Genomic DNA, 20819 nt, shown 5'->3' on the forward strand with positions numbered 1-20819 from the left:
CCACCGCCCCGCCAACTCGCCCCCAAACCCGGTCGCGCGTACGGCGCTGCCTCCGACGACGGCGGACGCGCGGTGAACGACCGGCCGACCGTGTCAGCGCTTCCGGCGCTGACGTCATCACCCAACGAAAGGAAAGCCCCATGGGGAAACCCTCGCAGCACTCCGACGCCCCAAGACCCGCACCCGGCACCGCCCCCACCTCCGGCCACGCTCCGGGCGAGGCGCTATCGGTGGAGGAGGCGATCGAGCAGGCCCGCCAGCTGCGGCAGAGCAACGCCGAAGGCATCGCGCGGCGGCTGGGCCGGGGCGAGCGGCTGAGCGCCGAGGTCCTCTACGACATCCTGCACACGCAGACGCTCGCCGGTTGGTGGCTGCTCATCGACCGGCAGATCCGGCACGCCCGAGGCGACCGTCTGCTCCGGGGCCTGACCCCGGAGCACACGGTCGCCAGGTTCGTCTCCTGGATCAGCCCCTACCTGGACGGCGACGCCATCGCGCTGGAAGCCGCCCTGTCCGTGCGCGTCCTCGGCCTGCGCTGCGAGTACCAACTCGCCCTGGCCCATCTCGACCGGGCCTTGGCCCTCATCCGCCAGGACGCTGCTCGAGACTTCCTGACACAGGTGAAGACACTCGTGCCGGCCTCCTCCGCGGAGCAGGCAACCAGCAGCTCAGCCGGGCGGGAGGCGAAGGCATGAGCAACAGCACCTCCACCGATAGCCCCTCCAGCACGCCCGAGTCAGTGGCCAGGAGCAGGCCCGCCCCGGGCCGCACGGACAGCTCGCGGTTGGAGTTCTTCCAGATGATGGCCTGGCGATGGGACATCACCACCGCCAAGAAGCTCACCCGCGACCGCACACCAGAGGGGCGGATCGAGCCCGGGGAGTGGGCGGGCATGCTCCAACTGGTCGCCATCAACCGCGAGCACGCCGCCCAGGTGGATCTGTCCGAGCCGCTGATCGTGGCCACCGTCCCGAACGGCGGCATGCTGATCATCGACGGCTGGCACCGCCTGTACAAAGCGCTGAACGCCGGGATTCCGGAACTGCTGGCCGTGGTGCTCACGGCCGAGGAGGAACTCGCCTGCCGGATGCACGGCGGGGAGAAAGGAGACGGCTATCTGCGGTAACGCCTGATCCGGTGACGTAGGAAGTATGCCCCGCCCAGCACAAGTTCAGTGTGCTGGCCGGGGCATACCTCCTGCACCACCGGGTCACGTTGAGGTGTTTGGTGCCTCTGGCTCCGTGCGGCGGTATTTCCCCGCCGAAAGCAGGGCGAACCTTTCCAACGCCTCTTCAATGGTTGGGTTCTGAAGGAGGTACGGGTTGGGACCGTACCCGAAGACGCTCACGTAGGGTTTGGGCTCCTCCGGCGCAGGCTCAGGCTTGATCATTTTGACGAGGGGTCCGCCGCCGTCTGGGGCGTTGGGGTTTCGAGGGTGGAGGGTGTGGCCGATGAGGCGGAGTACGGATTCGATGGGGATGAGGTAGTCGATGAGGCTGGTTTCGTCGTCGTCGGTCAGGGTGGGGTCTTGGGGCCGGTTGCGGTTGTGCAGGTCGACCTGCCCGGCGTTGGCGAGGTGGTCGTAGAGACGGCCTTCCAGCCATCCGGCCTCGCTGCTGTTGAGCGTTTCGTCGTCGTTGGATTCGTAGCGGATGAGCAGGGCCCGGTACCAGTGGTCGCGGTCTTTGAGCTGCTGGAGGACGCGCTGACGGAGGCCGGGGTTGGTGGCTTTGCCGACGTAGGCTCCCCACCGGCCCTTGCTGTCGGGCCGGTCGAGAAGGATGTAGGCGCCGGGGACGTTCCAGCCTCGATCGAGGCGATTGGCGTAGTCGCGGTCGAGCAGGAGCATGCCGGCGACCTTGTGCTTGGCTCGGATCTTCATCGGGTTGTTGAGGTCATAGGAAAGACTGACCACAAGCTGGGATGGGGCGAACCGCGCGGCGCACATGGGGCGTCTCCTTCACCTGGTTCAGCTGGAGATCTTCCGAACAGTATCGGCAAAGTCGCTCTGAGTAACTATCAGTTTCGGCAAGGAACGAGCAGCTCACCTCTGGGATAGTGCGCGCAGGTGGCGTGCCGGGCTGCGCTAGCCCCATTTTCCGCTGCACTGGGATCTCAAGGACATGGGCTTCTCCGGTGCGAGTGTGGAGGCGTTCTCGGGTGTCCGAGAGATATGCAGGGCCGCCACATGGTCCTGTACCTCCTCTGCTGCGGTCACGCCCTCGCCTCTTTTTCGCTCGCGCTGATGGAGCGCTGGTCGTTGGCAAGCGGCATGATGGTCGGATCCACTTCTTCCGTGTGGACTGTCCGGGATCGCTCTCGTTCCACCTCGGCGATGATCTCCTCGGCCTCACGCTGTTCCAGTCCCCACCGGCTCATCAGCGGGCGTCGGCCGAGACGCTGCTTGCCCTCCGCGAGACTGGCGATGTAGCTGAGCCGAGCCGCCTCATACCGGTCGGTGGGCAGCATCGGCATCAGCCGTTCCACCTCGACGCGGGTCTTGGCGGGCTGGCACATGTGCTCCTCGGTATGGGGCTGGTCGGTCGGTTGGCGGGTGTTACGGACGATCCACATCAGCAGTTCGTACGCGCCCACGAAGGCGAGTGGTGCGAGGGCGCTGACCAGGCGTGATCCGAGTCCACCTGCCCAGCCGTGGGCGACGTTCGCGGCCAGGGTCACGGCGCCTCCCAGGGCGAGTGCGACCCAGGCCAGGACTGGCACATGTAGACGGCGGCGCGAGCAATAGGCCATCACCAGCGAGGCCATGACGATCACGCCGTCGGACATCGCCGGGTAGAGGATGGCCATGTCGTGCCGCTCTCCGAGGGCGATGGCCAAGGCGTAGAAGTGGTGGTACGAGACGTAGGCTGCGGTTCCCGCGACGGCCAGAAGAACGACTACCGCCAAGCCCAGGATCACCATGTCCCCGATTCGACCTGCACCAGCGTTGAAGGGGCTTGTGGTGGCTGGGACGCTCGGTGCACGTTGAGCGTGGAACAGGGCGGAGAAGAAGTGCCGGGCGCGCTTGAGCGGCGCTGCTTCGTCAGACGCCGCTTCCTTTGCAACGGTGGGTGAAGAAGGGTGGCGCATGGCCTGGCTCCCGCTCTGATCAGGTTGCTGGGTCAAGGCCGGGGTTCGGTGCTGTCATCACTGAGCCCTAGCCGTCGCGCTGCCACTGGCTGTGTGGGGTGGCATCGCCCTAACCACAGGTCCAGCCTTGGAGCATCAGAACTGCTTAGGAGCTAAGCGAACGGTTCAAGTCCCCCGGGTGCCGTCCGGTGCTGTGCCCGCGTCAGGGCGGTGGGTGGTGTGGTCAACGTGAGTTGGGTCGACCGGTGGGCGCGTGAGCGGCCGGACGCGTGAAACTGATCAGATCCCCGCGCTGGTAGCCGTCGATTTTGACGACGGTCCGGCGGTTGGGCGCGTGGATCATCTGGCCGCCTCCGATGACGAGGCCGACGTGTCCGGGGCCGTCGGGTTGCATGCGGAAGAAGGCGAGGTCGCCGGGCTGTTCTTGCCCGTTCGGGACGGGCGGCCCCCACCGCCATTGGTCGGCGGCCACGCGCGGGATGGTGATTCCGGCGGCTTGGTAGGCGCGCATGGTCAGGCCGGAACAGTCAAAGGAAGAAGGCCCTTCGGCGCCCCACAGGTACGGTTTGCCGAGTTGAGCGTGGGCGTAGGCGATGACGGCGGCGATCTGCTCGCCGGGAATCAGGGTGACGCAGGTTCCGGCCAAGGCGTCGACGACGCGTTGGGCGAGCGGCTCCCACTGGGCGTAGGCGTCGGGAAAGCCGGATCGTTGAATGGCTTGCGCGGCGCGGGTGAGCGGGAGCTGCTCCCAGCGCGGCACCTTGACCAGCCGGTCGTAGAAGGTGCCGGTGGCATGGCGTGGGTCGAGGATCTGCTCCGTGGTTCCCCAGCCTTGGGAGGGGCGTTGCTGAAACAGCCCGAGGCTGTCGAGGTGGCCGTAGCGCAGGTTGTGCAGCCTGGATTCCTGCAGGGCGGTGGCGACGGCGACAACCGCCGCCCGCGCGGGCAGGCCGCGCTCGACCGCGATCTGGACGATGAGCGCGGCGTTGGCCTGCTGCTCGCCGTCCAAGGCCGTAGCGGCGGCTACGCCGGTCGTTGCCGGGGCCGCCGCGACCGGCTCGCCCGCCGTCGTACTGCTCGTCGCGCTGGATGCGGTTGCGCAGGCGACACCGCCGGGTGTTCCGGAGCCGGTCAGGATGCTGGTGGCGGCTGCGAGGAACGCCAAGACGATGAGCAGCAGGAGGGCGGCGCCGGCCGCGGCGGCCTTCACCTGCCCGTCTCCTCCTCGCCGAAGATGCGGTCCAGGAACGCGTCGTCGTCGGTAGTGGTGGTTGGCTGGTCGGGGTTGCGGCCGAGGGTGAGGTGAGGCCAGCCCGTGTCGAGGTGAGCCAGCCGCATGCGTTGCTGTCCCGCCTCGGCCGGGGCGGGCAGCCAGCAGGCTCCGGCGGGACCGTCGTTGTGGGTGGTGTGGACGGCGGTGGCGACTGGGAGGTCGGTGGCGGTGAGGAGCTTGCGGAGGTGAGTTTCGCGGGCCGCGCTGGGCAGCCAGAACAGTACGGGTGTGATGATGCGGGTGGCTTCGGCGAGGTTGAGGTAGTCGTGGAGTTTGTCGGCGACGCGCTTGAGGGGTTCGGTGCCGGTGTCGTGTTCGAGGAAGAAGTCGATCTGGCGGCCGCCCTCGGACCAGCAGCCGTAGGCGTCCGGGCGGGCCAGGTCGCCCCAGATCTTGGTGCACTCCTTCTCTGATTGCCATGCCCGTAGGTGGGCATCGGGGCGATAGCGGGCGTCGTGATGGAGGTGGGAGAAGAAGTCGTTGACGCCGATCTGGTGGTTGAGCCGTGAGGAGACGGCGACGGGGATCTCGGGGTCGTAGCCGAGTTCTTTGACGGTGATGGCGTGGCGGGCGGCCAGGGCGGCGGCCCCGGCCTTGCCGAGCGCCCAGTGGATGGGGGCCGAGCCTGCGCCGTATCCGGCCCAGGGCCGAAAGCGGGTGACGGCGTTGAGCTCGAACAAGGTGGTCATGCGTTTGCGGGTGGCCTGCGCGATGCCGAAGAACATGCGCTGCACCTGGTGGGTGGTCAGGACCCGGTGGCGGTGCAGGTGGTCGAGGATCTGGTAGTCGCGTTCGGTCAGGCGTGCGGCGAGTGCGGGTAGCGCGGCGTGGTCGAGGCGGGGCTGGGATGCGGGGATGGGCTGGATGGTGAGGCGGGGCAGCTTGCGGGCCGCCGCCTTTCGGGTGACGGGCTGGCAGGAGCCGGAACAGCCGCAGCGCGTGCAGGACATGGTGAACCTCCGTGAACGGGTGTGGTGATGGCGTTGGCCAGGTCAGGAACGGCCGGGGTCTGAGGCCGCGCCCGATTCGGCTTCGGCAGTGATCTGGCTGGATACGCCGTGTGCCGGTCTTACGGCTACCTGGCCTGCTCGGCGGGCCACACTCAGGCCGGTGAAGCGTTGGCGGGATGCCTGGCGGATCTCGGCTTCGCGGCCCTCGATCACGATTGGCAGGGGCCGGGTGCGCAGGGTGAATGCGGAGGTCTGCTGGCCGTCGACGATGAGGCGGGCGGCGGCTTGGTAGGCGCCGAGGTGGGTGAGGTCGTGCGGGCTGATCAACGGGGCCGTGTGGTGCTTGAGCTCGTTCGCGTCTTTGGGCGAGGCGTTGAAGTAGACCTTGTTCCGCGCGTCCGCCGACAGGGCTTCCCGCAGATCTGAGGGCAACTGGTCGAGGTGCTGGTGAGCGAGCACGAGGGACAGCCGGTAGCCGCGCGCCTCGGCGAGCACGTCGTTGATGTGGCCGGGCAGGTTCAAGAAGTTGTGGCATTCATCGATGACCAGCGAGGCATCGGGCCGGTCGGCTTCGGCGAGGGTGGAGCGGCGGGTGGCGGCTTGCCAGGTGTGGGCGAGCAGGATGGAGCCGAACAGCCGGGCCGCGTCATCGCCCAAGATGCCCTTCGGGAGCCGGGCCAGGACCAGTCCTCCCCGGTCGAGGAGCTGGCCGATGGGGACAGTGGTGTCGGGGCTGGCCAGCGCCTGCCGCACGAACGGCCGCAGCAGAACCGCGCGGAGCTTGTTCATCACCGGTCCGATCACCGTTGCCTGCCCGGCCGGGGTGAGGGCTTCATAGGACTGCCAGAAACCGGCCAGCAGCTCATCGCGCAGCTCGCCTGTGGTCCGGGCGCGGAACGCCTGGTCGGTCAGCAACCGAGGCACGTCGGCCAGGGTGGCCTTGCGACCCAGGACGCTGGTCAAGGTCAGGCAGGTGGAGCGGAGCAGGTCATCTACCCGTGGTCCCCAGGCGGTGGAGAAGCAGCGGTGGAAGATGGTGACGACGGAGTCGACGGCGAAGGCCGGGTCGTGTCCGGCGAGGATGTTGATCGACGGTGGCGGGGCCGGGTCTTGCGGGTCGAACACCACCGTCTTGCCGACGGCGCGCTTCGGAAGCCGGTTGAGAATGTCGGTGATCAAGTCGCCCTTCGGGTCGATGACCAACGCTCCGCGTCCGGCGTGGGCGTCGGCCAGGACGAGGTTGGCCAGCAGGGTCGATTTGCCGACCCCGGTGCCGCCGAGCACGTGGGTGTGGTGCCGCCCGTCCCGCACGCGCAGGGCGACGGGCCGCTGTGGGCCGCTGTCGGCGTCCCCCAGGACGCGGGCGCTACCGCCCGCCGCGTTGCGGGGGACGGCCGGGGGCGGCGCGATGGGGCGCGCTCCGGCGCGGGTGATGCCGGGGGCGTCGATGTCCCACGGCAGGTGGGCGAGCGCGGCCAGCTCGGCGACGGACAGCAGGTAGCCGCTGTCGAGGCGGCGCGAGCCGATCGTGCGGGCGGGGCGCCACAGGCGGGCTCGGCGCAGGTACTGGTGGCTGCCTGTGAACAGGGTGAAGACGCCGGCCAGCGTGTGCGCTCGACCTCGCAGCCACCCTCGGGTCAGGTCAGAAGAAGCCGCTTCCTCACCGGGGCGGGCGTGTGCTGCCTCCTTGGCCGGGAGGGGTTTGTGGCTGGTGGAGACGGCGTAGCGGATGGCGACCGTGTAACGCGGCTGACCGGCCTTGGCCAGGATCGCCCGTACCTGTTGCGCGCGTTCGGGGAAGTCGCGGGTGAGCTCGCCTGGGCGGTGGCGGTCGCGGCTGTCGGGCAGCGGAAGCATCTCGTCGAAGACGCGGCCAAGGTGGTTTCGGCTGCCTCCGCCGCGCAGGTGAGCGGCGGCTCGGTAAGCGTGGCGCAGGCGGCGGCCGGTTGTCGGCCGGGCCAGGATCTGTACGACGGCGTGCTCGCCCTCGCGCAGTCCGCTCATTGCCTCCAGCAGCGAGCGGATCGGGTCGTGGTCGTGGTCTGTGGTGAGCGGGAAGTGCTCGGGCGCGGCCAGGACGAGCCGCCCGCCCGTGACGTCGGCTTCGGCGGGTAGGGGCGGGTTGGCAGGGATTGTGGTGGTGGTCGCGCCGGGCCAGGCGGCCTGGATGGCCTTGTCGACGATGGCGGGCGGGATGGTGCCGGGCACCCACAGCTGGATACGCACCCCGGCGTCGCTGCCGTGATACTCCCACACCAGGTGCGGCTGGCCGTCGAGAAGCCGTTTCCACGCGGGGCGGAGCAGGCCGACGAGCTGGCGCCACAGCACCGCTGCACCTTCAGGGTCGCTGCGCGGCGGGGAGGAGATCTCGATCAGGCGGGCCTGGGGAATCATGTCGGCGTGACGGGCCCAACCGAGCAGGTAGCGTACTGCGCGGTCCACCGCCCAGGTGAGGGACAGGGCGGCGAGGAGATTGGGCCCGTGGGCGAGGGCGAACTCGGGCAGACGGGCTGGCAGCTCGCTCAGGAAGTCGAGAGCGTCTTGGACGTCGCCTTCTTCGATCCCGCACAAAAGGCACCGCCTATCGCGGTCGGCGGCGGTCAGCCTCACAGCGGGTCGCCTTCCTCGTCGTCGTGGTCATCGCTGAACTCGGTGAAGCCGGACGGATCCAACGGGTACGCGGCCCCGGCCGGTTGCGCGGCGCGCTGATCGCCTTGGTCGAGTTCGGCCAGGTGCTTCGGGTCTGTCGTGATCAGATCTGCTTCGCGGGGTGAGGCGATGATGTGGAAGGCGGCTCGGCTGGCGGGGCCGGCGACCAGGAGCGCCTCGCCTCGTTCGGCGGTGAGCAGAAACTGCCGTTCGCCCTCGGTCAGGTCGAAGGCGTCGCCTACCGCGCCGATGGCCTGCGGTGCCTGCCGGAGGAGGACCTGGTTGGCGGCGTTAGCGACGATCGCGTGCCCCAGCTCCGTGCCGAGCAGGTCCGCGGCATCCTGGGTGACGACGGCGAGCCCGGCCCAGTGCTTCCTGGCCGCTTTCGCCATCCGGAACAGGAACCGGGCGCCCTCGGGCTCCTTCATCAGCAGCCAGGCCTCGTCGACGACGACCAGGCGTTTCTTGCGGTCGCGTGGGTTGGCCACTCGCCGCCAGATGGCATCCAGCGCGAGCAGGGTGCCGACCGCTTTCATCTCCTCGGGCAGATCCCGGAGCGAGAAGACGGTCAGATGCCCGGCTGGATGGGTGGTGGTCGGGCCGTCGAACAGCTCGCGGTACGAGCCGGACACGTACGGGGCGAGCTGCACGGCCAGCTCCGCCCCCGCCGAACCTGTCCCTTCCCCGCCTCCGATACTGGTAAGGGCGCTGACCAGATCGGCGAGGAGCGGAGTCGGCCGGGTCCACGTGGCCTGGTCTCGGGTGATTCCGGCGGCTTGGTAGGTGGCGATGATCGCCGAGTCCAGCACGGCTCTGGTCTGGGCGGTGAGCCGGCCGCCGAGCATGGTGGCGAGCAGCGTTTGCAGGAACATCGCCCGCCGCGACAGCACGTCATCGCGCGGGCCTTGGCTGGCGGGCAGGTCGAACGGGTTCCACCGCACCCCGGCCGCGCCGAGGTGCAGGCAGGTGCCGCCGACGGCTCGCGCGAGGCGCGCGTACTCGTCTTCGGGGTCGACGACCGCGACCTCAACGCCCTGATAGAGCAGGCGCAAGGTCTCCAGCTTGGTGAAGAAGCTCTTGCCAGCGCCGGAGCGGGCCAGCACGACGGAGTTGTGGTTGTCCTGGGCGTAGCGATTCCACAACACGACGCCGGAGCCGGTCGCGCTCAGCCCATACAACACGCTCGTCTCCCCGACTTCGGTGGCGAGGTCGGGCGAGGTGAACGGGAAGGCCGCCGCCAGCGCGGTCGTGTCGAAGGTGCGCGTAGCGCCGAGGGAATCGACGCCCAGCGGGAGGCCGGTCGTCCATCCCTGCAACGCGCGGAACGTGGCGGGCTGCGCATCGAGGAGCAGCGACGAGGCGAGCGCCCGGACGCGTTCCACCTCGGCGGCCAGCTCCGGCTCCGAGGGCGCGGCAACGGTCGCATACAGGCCGACCTTGAACAGGCGGCCGTGACCTCGGGCGAGGCTGTCGGCCAGGTCGGTGGCGTCATCGGCAGCGGCCTCTGCACCGAAGTCGGCGAGCCGGCCGTGCTGGGCGTCGGAGCGGCTGGCCGATTCCAGCCGGGCGAGCTGGCGACGCAACCGCATCGCGGCGACCTGCTGCGGGATGGGCTCGATGTGCAGGGACACATCCAGGTGACCGGGGTAGGTGAGCAGCGGTTCGAGCCAGCCCGCGCCGACTTCGCGCGGGTAGCCGGTCACGGCGAAGGACGCGGCCACGGCGTTGGGCAAGGTGACGGTTCGGACGCCGACCTGGATGGCGGCCGGGTGCGGGAGGGTGCTCGGCTCCTGATCGCGGGTGCGGCGGCGTAGCTTCACGTGATGCTCCTGGTCGAGGACGTGATGAGTTCGTCGGGGAGGGCCTGGCCGGCGGGGTGACGGCCGCCGGGGTCGAGGCATTCGGCCAGTGCCTGGGCGGCCTCGTCAGCGGCCAGGACGCGGGTGGTGACGCCGAGCGCGGCGAGGGCGCGTTCGGCTTCGGCGGCCCGGCGCAAGACGACCGCGGCCGAGGCGTCGCGCCGTACCGAGCGCCGCCCTCGGCTCGCACTGGGGTGGTCGCGTAGCACGACGAGGACCTGCCGGGTGAGCAGCTCGCGCGAGGTGTTCAGCTCGGCCAGGTAGCCGGCGTGCTCGCGTGCGGCCTGGGCCAGCGCGGCATGCGGCAACACCTGCGACTGGTGCTCGATCGCCTCGACCAGGTCGGACAGGTCCGCGGGCCGGGCGCGGGCCAGCAGTTGAACGGGAGATTCAAGCGAGTTCAGCCACCGTCCGAACGCCCCGACGAGAGCGGCCTGCTCGCCTGTGGTGCGTAGGTGGAACGACAGGGTGCCGGTTTCCACCAGAACCGCCACGCCTCCATCCGTAAGCTCCAGCGCGCCGTCGGTACGGATCGCCTTCACCGGCAGCCGCATCGGCGCGGGCATCTTGCCCCGAAGGCGGCACCACCGGGGCGGGTCGGCGACCCCGTCGGGCGCGGAGACCAGCCTCTTGTTCTCCCGGGTGTGGAGCAGGGCGGCCAGGGCGAACCGGTCCAGGCTCAGCCCGTCTCGTCGTCCCAGTGCGATGGCGATGCCGAGGGCGATGAGCGGGAGCAGGATCGCGGCCAGGATGACGATCGGCAGGATCTGGTGGAACAGGTAGTAGACGGCGGCGGCGATCCCGCCGGTCAAGGCGATGATGAGGAGCTGGCGGATGCTGAGCCCGTAGGCGACCTTGTCGGGCTGGTTGATGTCGGCGGGAATGGTCACAGCAAACTGCTCATGCGAGGGAACGTTCGCAGGGCTCATTGGCGGTCACGCATCCCTTCCATGCGTGGCGGGGTATGCGGCTGCGGATGCTGGCCGCTCGGTGGCACAAGAGCCGGTTGACGTTCTTCTGCGACCCGCAGCGGCGGCGGTTCTGGGTCGTGCTTCATGCGGTTCCTCCTCGTCGCTGTGCTCGCGGGATACGGCGCGGGGGCGGATCGAGTCGTAGGCGGAGCTGGCCGGGCCGGGGCGCGCGGGTGGGCATTCCGGGAAGCCGGTCCTGCACCCATGGCGGTCGGGGCCGGATCCATGGCCCCGATGCCGGGGATGTACGTGGTGGTGCGGGTGGGCGAGGGACGCGGGTGACCGGGAACGGCAACGCGAGCTGCGTGCCCACTCGAGCGCGCCGCGCGGCAGCGGACGACGTTCCGGGAGCAGATGCCGAAGTGGTGGTAGCAGTGGGCGGCAGGCCCAGGGGTAGCTGGAGTTGCTGCCAGGCGGGTGCGTTGCTGGGCATGGGCGAGGCTCCCGGGGCTGTGGCGGATGGGCCGGGACGGTTGGGGCCGGGCCGAGGTCCACGGGGGCCGCTGCCAGGTGGACGTCGGCGATGTTGACTGGCGGCGGTGGCGGCTTTGCGCCGGGTGGCTCGGTGTCCGGCCTTGCCGAGGGTGCGGGCGGCGCCGAGCGTCTTGTAGACGATCACGGCTTTGATCAGGCGTTTCAGCATGTGGGGCTGGCCTTGCTGCCAGATCGTCCGGGCCACCCAGCCGGGAATCTTGATCAGAACGAACAGAACGCCGATCAGGATGAGCACATCCAGCGCCCGGCTCGCGGTGGGCCGCACGATCGCCTCGAGCGCATCGCCCACGCCCGGATCCGCTGGTGCGAGCGGGAAGGCGTCGGCGGAGTCGGTGAGGACCAGCTTGAACGCCAGGATCAGCGCGAGGGCCTGCAGGATCTGAATGGCCAGCAGGCCGGAAAAGCACCGCCACCACAGTTTCGCGATGCCCTCGGTCTGCGGGAGCGCATGGCAGAGCAGGGCCAAGGGCGCGGCGATGATCAGGAACAGGAGCAGGGTGACGCGGATGACGCCGATAAAGGCCAGCAGGATCCCCATCAGCACTGCCACCCCGGCCAGCAGCACGAGGAACAGCGCGGTGCCTTCCAGGTCTTTGATCGCGCTGTCCACCTTGTCGGCGATCAGGTTCCCGGCCCGCTGCCCGTCGATTCCGTCGCCGAGCAGCGCCGTGACCATGGAGTTGACCAGGTCGATGGCGAACTGGCAGATCGTCAGCGAGGCGTTCAAAGTGATCACCGCGACCACGAGACGCGGGATGACCTCGCCGGGCGTGGTGGAGGTCTGGGCGCTGCCGTAGGCCATGACGATCACGCCTCCGGCCAGCACCATCAACACCAGAAGCGCGTTCGCGACCAGCCGCACGTGGCCGGTCAGTTCTCGCACCCGCTCGAGCATCAAGGGCGGCGGGGCGGCGAGCAGGACGCTGCCGACCATGACGAAGGCGGGCTTGATGGCATGGGTCACCACGTGGGTGAACCAGCCGTTCATCGCCTGGTTGAGTTTGCAGCCGACGTCCAGCCACCCGCACTCATGCACCCCGGTGGACGGCTCTGTGGATGGCGACGGCTGCTGGGTGGGGGAAATCCAGGTCACCTGCGGTGAGGGAACCGGACTCGGGGTCGGTGTGGGTTCGGCATGGCCCGGGACGGTCGCGATGAGCCCGCCTGCGGTGGCCAGCAGGAAACCGAGGCCGACCCGAACCAGCCGGCTCGACCACCTGCTGACTCCGCCAGGCCAGTGGACGTGGGTCATTCGGCGCCCACGATGCCCTTGAGGACGCTCACCAGCACGGGCGCCAGGACGGCGATGCCGTAGCCGAGGGCGGCGTAGCGCAGAGTCTTCTTGGCGGCCTCGACCTCGCCCGGGTCGCCGCCGGCCAGGATGTAGCGGACTCCTCCCACGGTCAGGAAGAGCGTGGCCAGGGCGACCAGCAGGCCGACGATGACGTTGCGCAGGTTGTCGATGACCGCGTTGAGCGAGCTCGGCGGCTCACCGGGTTTGGCCACCGCCAGCGCAGACACCTCGGCGGTGGTGGCGTAGGAGATGGCGTATTCGAGCAGGGTGCCCACGACGAGACCGCCGAGAACGACCAGGACGATGAGACAGATCTTGAGGCTGAGGGCCTGTGGTGAGGTGACGCGGCGCGGGCGGGTCATGTGCTGCCTCCCAGAACGGTGAAGTGGATCGAACGGCGATGCGAGCCGTGTGGCGGGGCGGGGTGGAAGACTGCGCGGAGGTGCCGGGCCCGGCGGCGGAGCCGAGGTGGGCGTCCTCCTTCGAGGTGCGGAGCTTGTGGGCTGGGCCGGGTGACAGGGACCGGTGACCAGGTACGGTCCCGCTGCCGGGTCCGGGCGCCCTCCGCGCTGCCTTCAACTGGCTAAAGACCGGGTCGAAGAGCCGAGTTAGGACATCGGGGCCAGCGGATTTTGTGTGATCTTTGCTCGCGATCTTCCTCTGGCGCCCGTTCCGGTCGCTAGAGGCGGCGCTTGAGGAACGCCTGGTAGAGGGCGTTTTCGGCGCGCTGGCGGCGCTTGAGTTCGGTGCAGTAGAGCAGCCTGCGGTGGCGGCAGTAGGAGCTGAGCGCGATGCCATCCAGCCGGGTGAAGCCGATCAGGTCGGCCTCGGCTTCGGTGATGACCCCTTCGGCGACCGCCTGGGCGAGCAGGAGGTCGGGGTGGCCGGCCGGGTAGGCGAGGGCCTGCTGCCCGTTCTCGACGAGGTCGGGGTCGGCTAGCAGGCCGGGCCGCCGGGGAGCGTAGGCGCGCAGGACGGCGAACTGGGTGAGCCGCGACAGCCGCAGCACCGGATGCGACCAGGTGAGATTCACCCGGACCAGGGCTTCCATGTAGGCGGCCAAGACCTCGCCTTCCAGGTCTTCACGGTCCACGCGGGCGAGGCGCCCGGCCTGCTCGGCGTGGATCTTGTCGATGACAACGGCGACGAGGCGGCCCAGCATCGGGATGGCGAGCGCGACGGCGGCGACCATCCACGCCCCCCGGTGAGCGCGCGCCCGGTCGATGAGATGCCGCCAGACGTGGTCACGGGTGGTGCGCGAGCAGGACGGGTGCAGCAGGATCACCCGCAACTCGTCCAGCGGGATACGCCGAGCCGGAAGCCCTCCGCCGAGGTCGGCGCCGTCGATCGACAGGGGTTGCGGGCCGCGCATGAGCAGCCGGAAGGCGTGCTCGGCCACATCCAGCGGCATCGAGCCGTCGAGGAGCCCCAGGCTGTCATCGAGGCCGTCGTGGTCGCCGTGGTCGTCGAAGGCATCGGACCCGCGAGCGGTGTCCAGCTCGAGGTGGATGGTGGCGGTCGGCTCGGCAGCAGCCGAGCCAATGGCGGTGGCGGTGGCCGACTTGGTGATGCCCGCGGAGAGGTGGATCGAAGGGTGAGACATGGCGACGCTCCCAGAGGAGGAGATCCGATTCGGACATCGCCATGGCGCCAGAGGGCCCGGACAGGAACCGGGCAGAAAATGATCAGACATTGGGCACGGCAAAGATCACGTCAAGGTCTTGCCAAGCGCCGGAACCTGGTATGACCTGCGACAACGTCGGAATGCGGCTCATGTGCCAGGCGGGTGAGCGGAAGTCGCATCGCATGACGTTGCGCGAGGAAAGCTGCGTTGACCTGCGGAAACGAGATGAGGGCGAAACTCTCGGGTCAAGCTTGCGCCAAGCGGTGGATCCGAGTCAGAGCGAGCTCATGCCCGGGGTCTCAGGCTCGTGGCTGGATGCTGCAGCACCCTCGCGGACCTGCTTGCGGCCCGTTGCTCAGAAGCCCTCGCCTTGGTGGTGCGGGAGTTCGGGCAAGGTGTTGTGTTCGCCGGTGCGGATCATGCGAGCTTCGTTCCGGGCGCGGGTGATGACGGCCGAGACGGCGTCGGCTGCGCGATGGGCGGCCAGGTCCCGTACCTCCGCAGGAGAGTCGCGATCATCCACGATGAACAGGACGCCGCTGTCGCCAGCGTGGGTGTGCACGCGCCAGCCGGGGCGGCGTCCAGCAGCTCGCGCTGCTTTGCGCACGTCGGCCAGCTCACCCAGCTCGGCCACCGCGTCGCGGTTGAGCACGAGCTGGCCGTAGAAGCCGCGGTACTCCGGCTTGAGACAGACGCTCATCATCGCCTGAACCTGGTCGACGAGCTTGGCGAAGCGGCGTTCGGCCAGTTCATCCGTACGGTCCGGCATACCGGTCATCACCTCCCGTTGAGACGCCTCGGTGGGTTGTCTCCCCAGGGGTAGGCCGGGACAGCTTCTCGGTGTTGGTGTGGCTGATGACCTCTCGCAGCGAAGGTTGAGTGTTTTCACCGGACGTTGGGTGAGGGGCGCCGCAGGTGAGAGGACTGCGCAGCGTCTTCGAAGTGGCGGCATGGTCGGGCATGTTGTCCTGTGCCAGGACGTCGTCCTCACGACCACCAGGCTGACCTGCAGCGAGGAATCTTGAATGGCGACCGCTCGTCGGGACCTCTCGCAACGGCCGCGCATCAGTGGCCAGGTCACAGGGGTGAGCAAGATTCATTGTCAATCGAGGAAGATCTTGTACTACCGGCCACATGTGCCTGGGTCCGCAGGTTCCCTCGTCCCGACGTTCGGGACAACGCTCTGACCTGCGCGCTCAACCATCGGTGAGAAACCTGACGGCCATCAACCTTCGGTGACAATGCTCAACCTTCGCTGCAAAAGATCAGTTGGCGGCCGGGTGGCGGCGCTGTCCGAAACGTGTACGCCACTTGTCCGAAAACGCTGTGACCTGCGAAAACATGGACTGGCATGAACGGGCGGAGGCTGTGCACCGTCGGCGCGGGATGCTGGCCTGACACGGACGACGGCCAGGCCAGCATCCCCCGAACGAGCCGGACCCCCTCCAGTTTCCGGCCCGTAGGCCCACCATTATGTGAGTGACGGAGCGATCACGTAGGGCGAACGTCGCAAGGGACGTGCGGAAACGCTTCTTTCCAGATGGGGAAGCGGCGCAGAGGCCCGGTCAGGGGTGACAGAGCCGCCGTCCACAGCCTGTGGGCAACCCGCGAACGGGCTCGGTCTGCGGCGAGCGGGAAGAACCGGCACCGGCAGGCATGACGAGATCTTTGCTTGACGGCTTGTCCGAACTCGGGCCTTGAGGCAGGTATTTGGATCAGTGACAGGGATCGGTGGCCCGGTACTCGGGCCACACCCCGCATGACTGAACCGACCCACACCTCCACCGCCTTCTCCACTGCCGTCTCCGACATCGTCAACAGCTCCACTACCGACTCGGCCGGCCGCTCTCGCGGTGAGTTCGCCGTACGCGGCGAGATGCAGAACCCTGCCTCGGGGCATCTGCCGCTGACCGTGTGGCTGGCCGCAGCCGACACCGAGTCCGTCTCCACCTGCCAGGCGGGTTGCTGCCATCCGGTCTCTGGCCCGCTGGCCCGCCACCTCATCGCCGCCTGCACCCGCATGGGCGAGACCGTCATCCACCTCGGCGCCGCCGACCACCAGCTGGTCTCGGCCGCGCTGACGGCGGGCTGCCTGCCGGTGGCCGTCTTCACCGACCCCGACCGCGCGGGCGTGATCTGGACCCGGCTCGCGCGCACCCACCCGGACTACGACCTGTGCGTCACCGACCTGCGCGTCTGCGATCTGCGCGGTGCCGATCGCGACGATGATGAGGCGCCGCCGCTGCTGGCCGACCTCGCCCGCAGCGCCGGGCTGGTCGTGTCGGAGCAGGTCTGTGACCGGCGCCGGCGCCTCGGCGGCCCGTGCCCGGATGAGGAAGCCCAGGTCTACGACGTCGTGTCGGCGGCGGGGCTGGTCAGGCCGGGCGGACACCTGGCCGTGGTCACCGGCCTGCACCGCACCGACCGCGTGGTCGATCCGCTGCCGCAGATCATCGCGCGAGCGCGGGCGGCGGGGCTGGTGTATCTGCAGCACATCATCGCCCTGCGCCAGCCCGCTCGCGGCGACCGCATCGAACCCCGCCGCTCCAGCCAGGCGACGGCCGCGTGGCAGGAGCTACCGGAGTGCGCCGCACTGCCGGCGAGCGCGCGTGTGCACAGCGACGTGCTGCTGTTCACCAGGCTGAAGACACCTTCGAGTTCATCCGAGGTGGCGACCAAGCCTGCGCAGCCGCTCGGAGGGCCGAACGCGTCGGCGACGGTGACGCAGACCGGAGGGGCGCGTTGATGATCAAGATGACGTCGGACGACACGACGACAGCCGAGGTGACGGCCGAGGTGACGGCCGAGGTGACGACGTCGGTATGGGCCACCGGCCAGCAGCAGTCGCGGGTGCAGCGGCGCGGCCGGTACGTCCCGGAGTCGATGCGGCACCCGGGCAAGATGCTGCCCTCGATCGCCGCCCACGCGGTCGGCACCTACACCGGCCAGGGCGAGCTGGTGGTCGACCCGATGTGTGGGATCGGCACCACCCTCGTCGAAGCCGCCCACCTCGGCCGCCACGCCGCGGGCGTGGAGTACGAGGAGAGGTGGGCGCGCCTGGCGGTCGCCAACCTCGCTCACGCCAAGAAGCAGGGCGCGCCCGGGTTCGGCCGGGTGGTGGCCGGTGACGCGCGCAACATCGCCCGGCTGCTGCCGGACCTGGCCGGGCGGGCGGCGCTGGTGCTGACCTCGCCGCCGTACGGGGCGGCCACGCACGGCCACATCCGCTCCACCCGTGACACCGGCGAGCCGGGCGTGCGCAAGTGGAACCACGAATACTCCGCCGATCGCGGCAACCTGGCCCTCCAGCAGCTCCCGGCGCTGTTGGAGGGGTTCGGCCGCATCCTGGCCGGGTGCGTGGAGCTGCTGCGGCCCGGCGGCGTGGTCGCGATCACCGTCCGTCCCTACCGGGTGCGGGGCGAGCTGGTCGACCTGCCAGGCCACGTCCAGCAGGTGGCCAAGGAGGCCGGTCTGGTGTTCGCCGATCGGATCGTGTGCCTGCTGTGCGGGCTCGGCGACGGCCGGCTCCTGAATCGGGCGTCGTTCTTCCAGCTATATGAGGCGCGCAAGGCGTGGGTACGCGGCCTGCCGATTCACGCCGTCGCGCATGAGGACCTGCTCATCTTCCGCAAGGTCGCGATGCCCGTGGGTTCACGGAAACTGAAGGACCTTCAGCGGGAACCGACACCGCCACCGCCTCAGTCGGGTTCCGGCTTTCGAGACGACCGCGAGCTGAAGTAGCCCACAGCACCCCTACGTCCTGGCCCGGATTCGGGCCGGGAGCTGGGGCGCGGGCGCTGACCTGTGGATTTCGCTTGACGCGGGCCATGAAGGTGGGCGTCGATACCGCCCGTCACCAACCCTGCCCGCACCGGGGCCGGACGGGGCCGGGTTGGCGGCGTAGCGCCCACCACAGCCCGCCCCGGCCGTAAGGGCCGCGCATGCCGCGCGGCCCGCACCGGCCCCTGTTCATCAACGCGCATGGAGGTGACGCATGACCAGTACAACCCCGCCCCAGAACTCGGCATCCGAAGCAGCTCAACAGCCGGAGGTGGTCAGCCTGCTCGCGGCCGGGCGGCTGCTCGGCATCGGCCGTACCAAGGCATACCGCCTGGCTAAGGCGGGCGCGTTCCCGTGCCGGGTGCTGCGTATCGGCGGCCGGTACACGGTGCCGGTGCGCGGGCTGCGGGCGCTTCTTGATCAGCCAGAACCACTCGATAACACGGTCCCGGACGGCGCCAGTCGTCCGGCAGGACAGGAAGAATGACCACGATGGCGAATGAGCCGTGCACGACGACGGTGGCGAGCAAGGAGCCGACCGTCGCCCAGGGCACCACGTTCAAGACCTGTGCGTGCAAGGACCCGGCTACGGGCAGGCGGCTCGACAAGAGTTGTCCCAGGCTGCGGATCACCCACACCGGCGGCGGCAGGCGGTGGAGCTCGACCCACGGCACGTGGGGCTACCAGCTTGAGTTGCCTGCGCATGCCGACGGCAGGAGGCGCGCTCCGCTGCGCCGCAGAGGGTTCGCGACGCTGGAGGACGCGGAGGCGGAGCTGGATCACGCCCGCGGCCTGCTCGCCCTCGACCCCGACCTGGCGGTACGGCGGCAGATCACCATGCTGATGCTGTCGGTGCTCAAGGACACCAAGCGGCTACCCGACACCGAAGAGGTGCGGCGTAAGGTCCGCACCCGGCAGGACCTGAACCGGCATGTCACGGTGGCCGAGTGGCTACAGGAGTTCCTCAAGCGCAAGAGGGCCATCGAGCCGACGACCAGGCGCGCTTACGAGTCCCATGTCCGTCTCTATCTGCAGCCATATCTGGGCGACATCCGGCTGGACCGGCTCCGCGTGTCGGATATCGCGGGCATGTTCGACGCGATCGAGGAGTTCAACGATGTCATCGCCACCGAACGGGCGAGCGGCGAGCCCGCCCGCGTGCAGAGCGTCCGCTACCGTCGGCCGGTCGGCCCGACCACGATGCACCGCATCAGGGCGACTCTCCGGCACGCGCTGAACATCGCGATCCGCCAGGATCGGCTGCTGGACTTCAACCCGGCCGCCGTCGTCGAACTCGGCGCGGCGTCGCGGCCCAAGCCGGTCGTCTGGACCGAAGCACGCGTCGTGCAGTGGCGTCAGGACCATGAGGCCCACCTGGATCGGCTCAAGCGGGCCCGCGAGGGCAAGCGGGTCGACCCGGTCGCCGCCTACATCGGTGCGCCCCGGCCGTCGCCGGTGATGGTATGGACTCCGCAGCAGGTGCAGTGTTTCCTCGCCTACGCCCGCACCGACCGGCTGTTCGCCCTGTACCGGCTCTATGCCATGTGCGGGCTGCGGCGCGGCGAGGGCGTGGGCATCCGCAAACCGGATGTCAACTACAAGGCGTCGCGGATCGGGATCCACTGGCAGATCACCCAGCTCGGCTGGGACCCGATCCAGGGCACCCCGAAAACCGACGCCAGCGACCGCGAGATCGCCGTCGACGCCGAGAGCATGGCCGCGCTCAAGGAGCACGGCAAGCGCCAGGCCCAAGAGCGGCTGGCCGCGGGCGGGGACTGGGTCGAGTCCGGGTTCGTCTTCACCGACGAGATCGGCCGCCCCCTGCATCCGCAACACGTGACGGATCGCTTCTACGGGATCTGCTACCAGGCCGGGTTGCCGCCGATCCGGCTGCACGACCTGCGTCATCTGGCGGCCACCGCGATGCTCGCCGCCGGGGTGGACATCAAACTCGTGCAGGAGGCCCTCGGGCACAAGACCGCGTCCTTCACCCGCGACACCTACACCAGCGTCTACCCCGAAGCGGCTGCCGCCGCGGCCGAGGCGACCGCCGCCTTCCTGACCGCGTCGCCGGTTCCCGCGCCCCGGCCGGTCCCGCCCCGGCGTGACACGACCCGGACACGAACGAACGGCACAGCACAGGAGGCGGGCGGAACGGTGACGCACCTACCGGTCAGGCCGACCAGCTAGCCATTCCCTAGAGGAGGCAGGGCGAAGCGTAGACAAGGAGGCCGGTCAGCCGCAAAGGCTGACCGGCCTCCGCCTTCTCCCCACCCTCATGGGAAAGGCAGGCCCTTCGCAAAAGGATGACGCGCCCGGCCGGTGTGCGTGACCATGCCGGGTGCCTTCGCGAAGGGTCCAGGTCCGGCGGCAGCACTGTTGGGAGGGGAGTGCTGCCGCCGGACGATTTCGGGGGTGGACGGGCCCCTCCCGTGACGGCCTCGGCGGCCCGCGACGGTCACCTCCCCTGAGAAGGGCCCGCCTTGGCGACGATCAGGCGGTCGGGGGCACTCACCATGATCGTCACCTCAGAGAGGTGGCTGGCCGGTCTCCTCTTACCGGCCAGCCACCCGGTCAGCGACCGCGTTCGCGCCCGCGTGAAGCGCTCGCGGTCACCGCTGTCTCTGAAGGTGTGCCGGGCCGCCTGCACGCGGCACGTCACCCTCCCGAGAGGTGTGCCCTCACCCGGCTTCCTGGATACGGCCGGGTGAGGGCGCTGTCAGCCATAGGGATGTCCGCCCCTGAGCGGCTGTGGCTGACAGGGTTCGTGTGGGACCCGTCCGGCGCGGGCCGGTCGGGTGGGGCGCGTCCGGGCCGTCCCGTCACCGTTACGG

The 20819-nt window shown here is 69.4% G+C and carries 17 protein-coding genes; 6 read left to right on the plus strand and 11 right to left on the minus strand.

All coding sequences use genetic code 11. The features are described 5' to 3' along the window. The first annotated feature begins 140 nt into the window (after positions 1-140). Both HII36_RS42360 and HII36_RS42365 read left to right on the plus strand, forming a co-directional pair. Entirely contained in the window at positions 141-695 is a 555-nt protein-coding gene (locus HII36_RS42360) for a hypothetical protein (RefSeq protein ID WP_173528995.1), read from the plus strand. Then, on the plus strand, positions 692-1126 hold the full coding sequence (locus HII36_RS42365; RefSeq protein WP_173528996.1) for a ParB N-terminal domain-containing protein: 435 nt from the start codon (positions 692-694) through the stop codon (positions 1124-1126). Before HII36_RS42360 ends, HII36_RS42365 begins: the two co-directional genes overlap by 4 nt. An 84-nt stretch (positions 1127-1210) precedes the next feature. Here HII36_RS42365 and HII36_RS42370 read toward each other — a convergent pair whose 3' ends face one another. From HII36_RS42370 to HII36_RS42420, 11 genes are all read right to left on the minus strand, one after another. Continuing rightward, positions 1211-1948: a GIY-YIG nuclease family protein gene (locus HII36_RS42370; protein WP_173528997.1), complete on the minus strand. Its 738-nt coding sequence runs from the start codon at positions 1946-1948 to the stop codon at positions 1211-1213. A 266-nt stretch (positions 1949-2214) separates the two neighbouring features. Further along, positions 2215-2922, minus strand: coding sequence for a DUF2637 domain-containing protein (locus HII36_RS42375; RefSeq protein ID WP_173528998.1), 708 nt, complete (start codon positions 2920-2922; stop codon positions 2215-2217). Positions 2923-3313: 391 nt separating this feature from the next. Next, entirely contained in the window at positions 3314-4300 is a 987-nt protein-coding gene (locus HII36_RS42380) for a C40 family peptidase (RefSeq protein ID WP_173528999.1), read from the minus strand. After that, entirely contained in the window at positions 4297-5313 is a 1017-nt protein-coding gene (locus HII36_RS42385; protein ID WP_173529000.1) for a replication-relaxation family protein, read from the minus strand. Before HII36_RS42385 ends, HII36_RS42380 begins: the two co-directional genes overlap by 4 nt. A gap of 42 nt (positions 5314-5355) precedes the next feature. Beyond that, positions 5356-7884, minus strand: coding sequence for a type IV secretory system conjugative DNA transfer family protein (locus tag HII36_RS42390; protein WP_173529001.1), 2529 nt, complete (start codon positions 7882-7884; stop codon positions 5356-5358). A gap of 35 nt (positions 7885-7919) precedes the next feature. Then, positions 7920-9683 (minus strand): VirB4 family type IV secretion system protein, encoded by a 1764-nt coding sequence (locus HII36_RS42395; protein WP_328808142.1) that lies wholly within the window; start codon positions 9681-9683, stop codon positions 7920-7922. Positions 9684-9778: 95 nt separating this feature from the next. Next, on the minus strand, positions 9779-10711 hold the full coding sequence (locus tag HII36_RS42400) for a PrgI family protein (protein ID WP_173529003.1): 933 nt from the start codon (positions 10709-10711) through the stop codon (positions 9779-9781). 163 nt (positions 10712-10874) lie between these two features. Continuing rightward, complete coding sequence (locus HII36_RS42405; RefSeq protein ID WP_217370650.1) at positions 10875-12380, minus strand: conjugal transfer protein TrbL family protein; 1506 nt, start codon at positions 12378-12380, stop codon at positions 10875-10877. Positions 12381-12535: 155 nt separating this feature from the next. After that, positions 12536-12943, minus strand: a complete 408-nt coding sequence (locus HII36_RS57295; protein ID WP_236004474.1) for a pilin — start codon at positions 12941-12943, stop codon at positions 12536-12538. A 317-nt stretch (positions 12944-13260) separates the two neighbouring features. Further along, on the minus strand, positions 13261-14184 hold the full coding sequence (locus HII36_RS42415; RefSeq protein WP_173529005.1) for a hypothetical protein: 924 nt from the start codon (positions 14182-14184) through the stop codon (positions 13261-13263). A 376-nt stretch (positions 14185-14560) separates the two neighbouring features. Next, on the minus strand, positions 14561-14974 hold the full coding sequence (locus HII36_RS42420; protein WP_173529006.1) for a hypothetical protein: 414 nt from the start codon (positions 14972-14974) through the stop codon (positions 14561-14563). A gap of 990 nt (positions 14975-15964) precedes the next feature. On the opposite strand from HII36_RS42420, the gene HII36_RS42425 reads away from it, so the two are divergent. The 4 genes from HII36_RS42425 to HII36_RS42440 all read left to right on the plus strand — a co-directional run bounded on the left by HII36_RS42425 (position 15965) and on the right by HII36_RS42440 (position 20175). Next, entirely contained in the window at positions 15965-16951 is a 987-nt protein-coding gene (locus HII36_RS42425; RefSeq protein WP_173529007.1) for a hypothetical protein, read from the plus strand. Beyond that, positions 16951-17946, plus strand: a complete 996-nt coding sequence (locus HII36_RS42430) for a TRM11 family SAM-dependent methyltransferase (protein WP_173529008.1) — start codon at positions 16951-16953, stop codon at positions 17944-17946. Before HII36_RS42425 ends, HII36_RS42430 begins: the two co-directional genes overlap by 1 nt. A 253-nt stretch (positions 17947-18199) precedes the next feature. Continuing rightward, on the plus strand, positions 18200-18472 hold the full coding sequence (locus HII36_RS42435) for a helix-turn-helix domain-containing protein (protein WP_173529009.1): 273 nt from the start codon (positions 18200-18202) through the stop codon (positions 18470-18472). 5 nt (positions 18473-18477) lie between these two features. Continuing rightward, on the plus strand, positions 18478-20175 hold the full coding sequence (locus HII36_RS42440) for a site-specific integrase (protein WP_173529010.1): 1698 nt from the start codon (positions 18478-18480) through the stop codon (positions 20173-20175). Positions 20176-20819 lie beyond the last annotated feature (644 nt).

The organism is Nonomuraea antri (assembly GCF_013283785.1).
Taxonomy (GTDB): Bacteria; Actinomycetota; Actinomycetes; order Streptosporangiales; family Streptosporangiaceae; genus Nonomuraea; species Nonomuraea antri.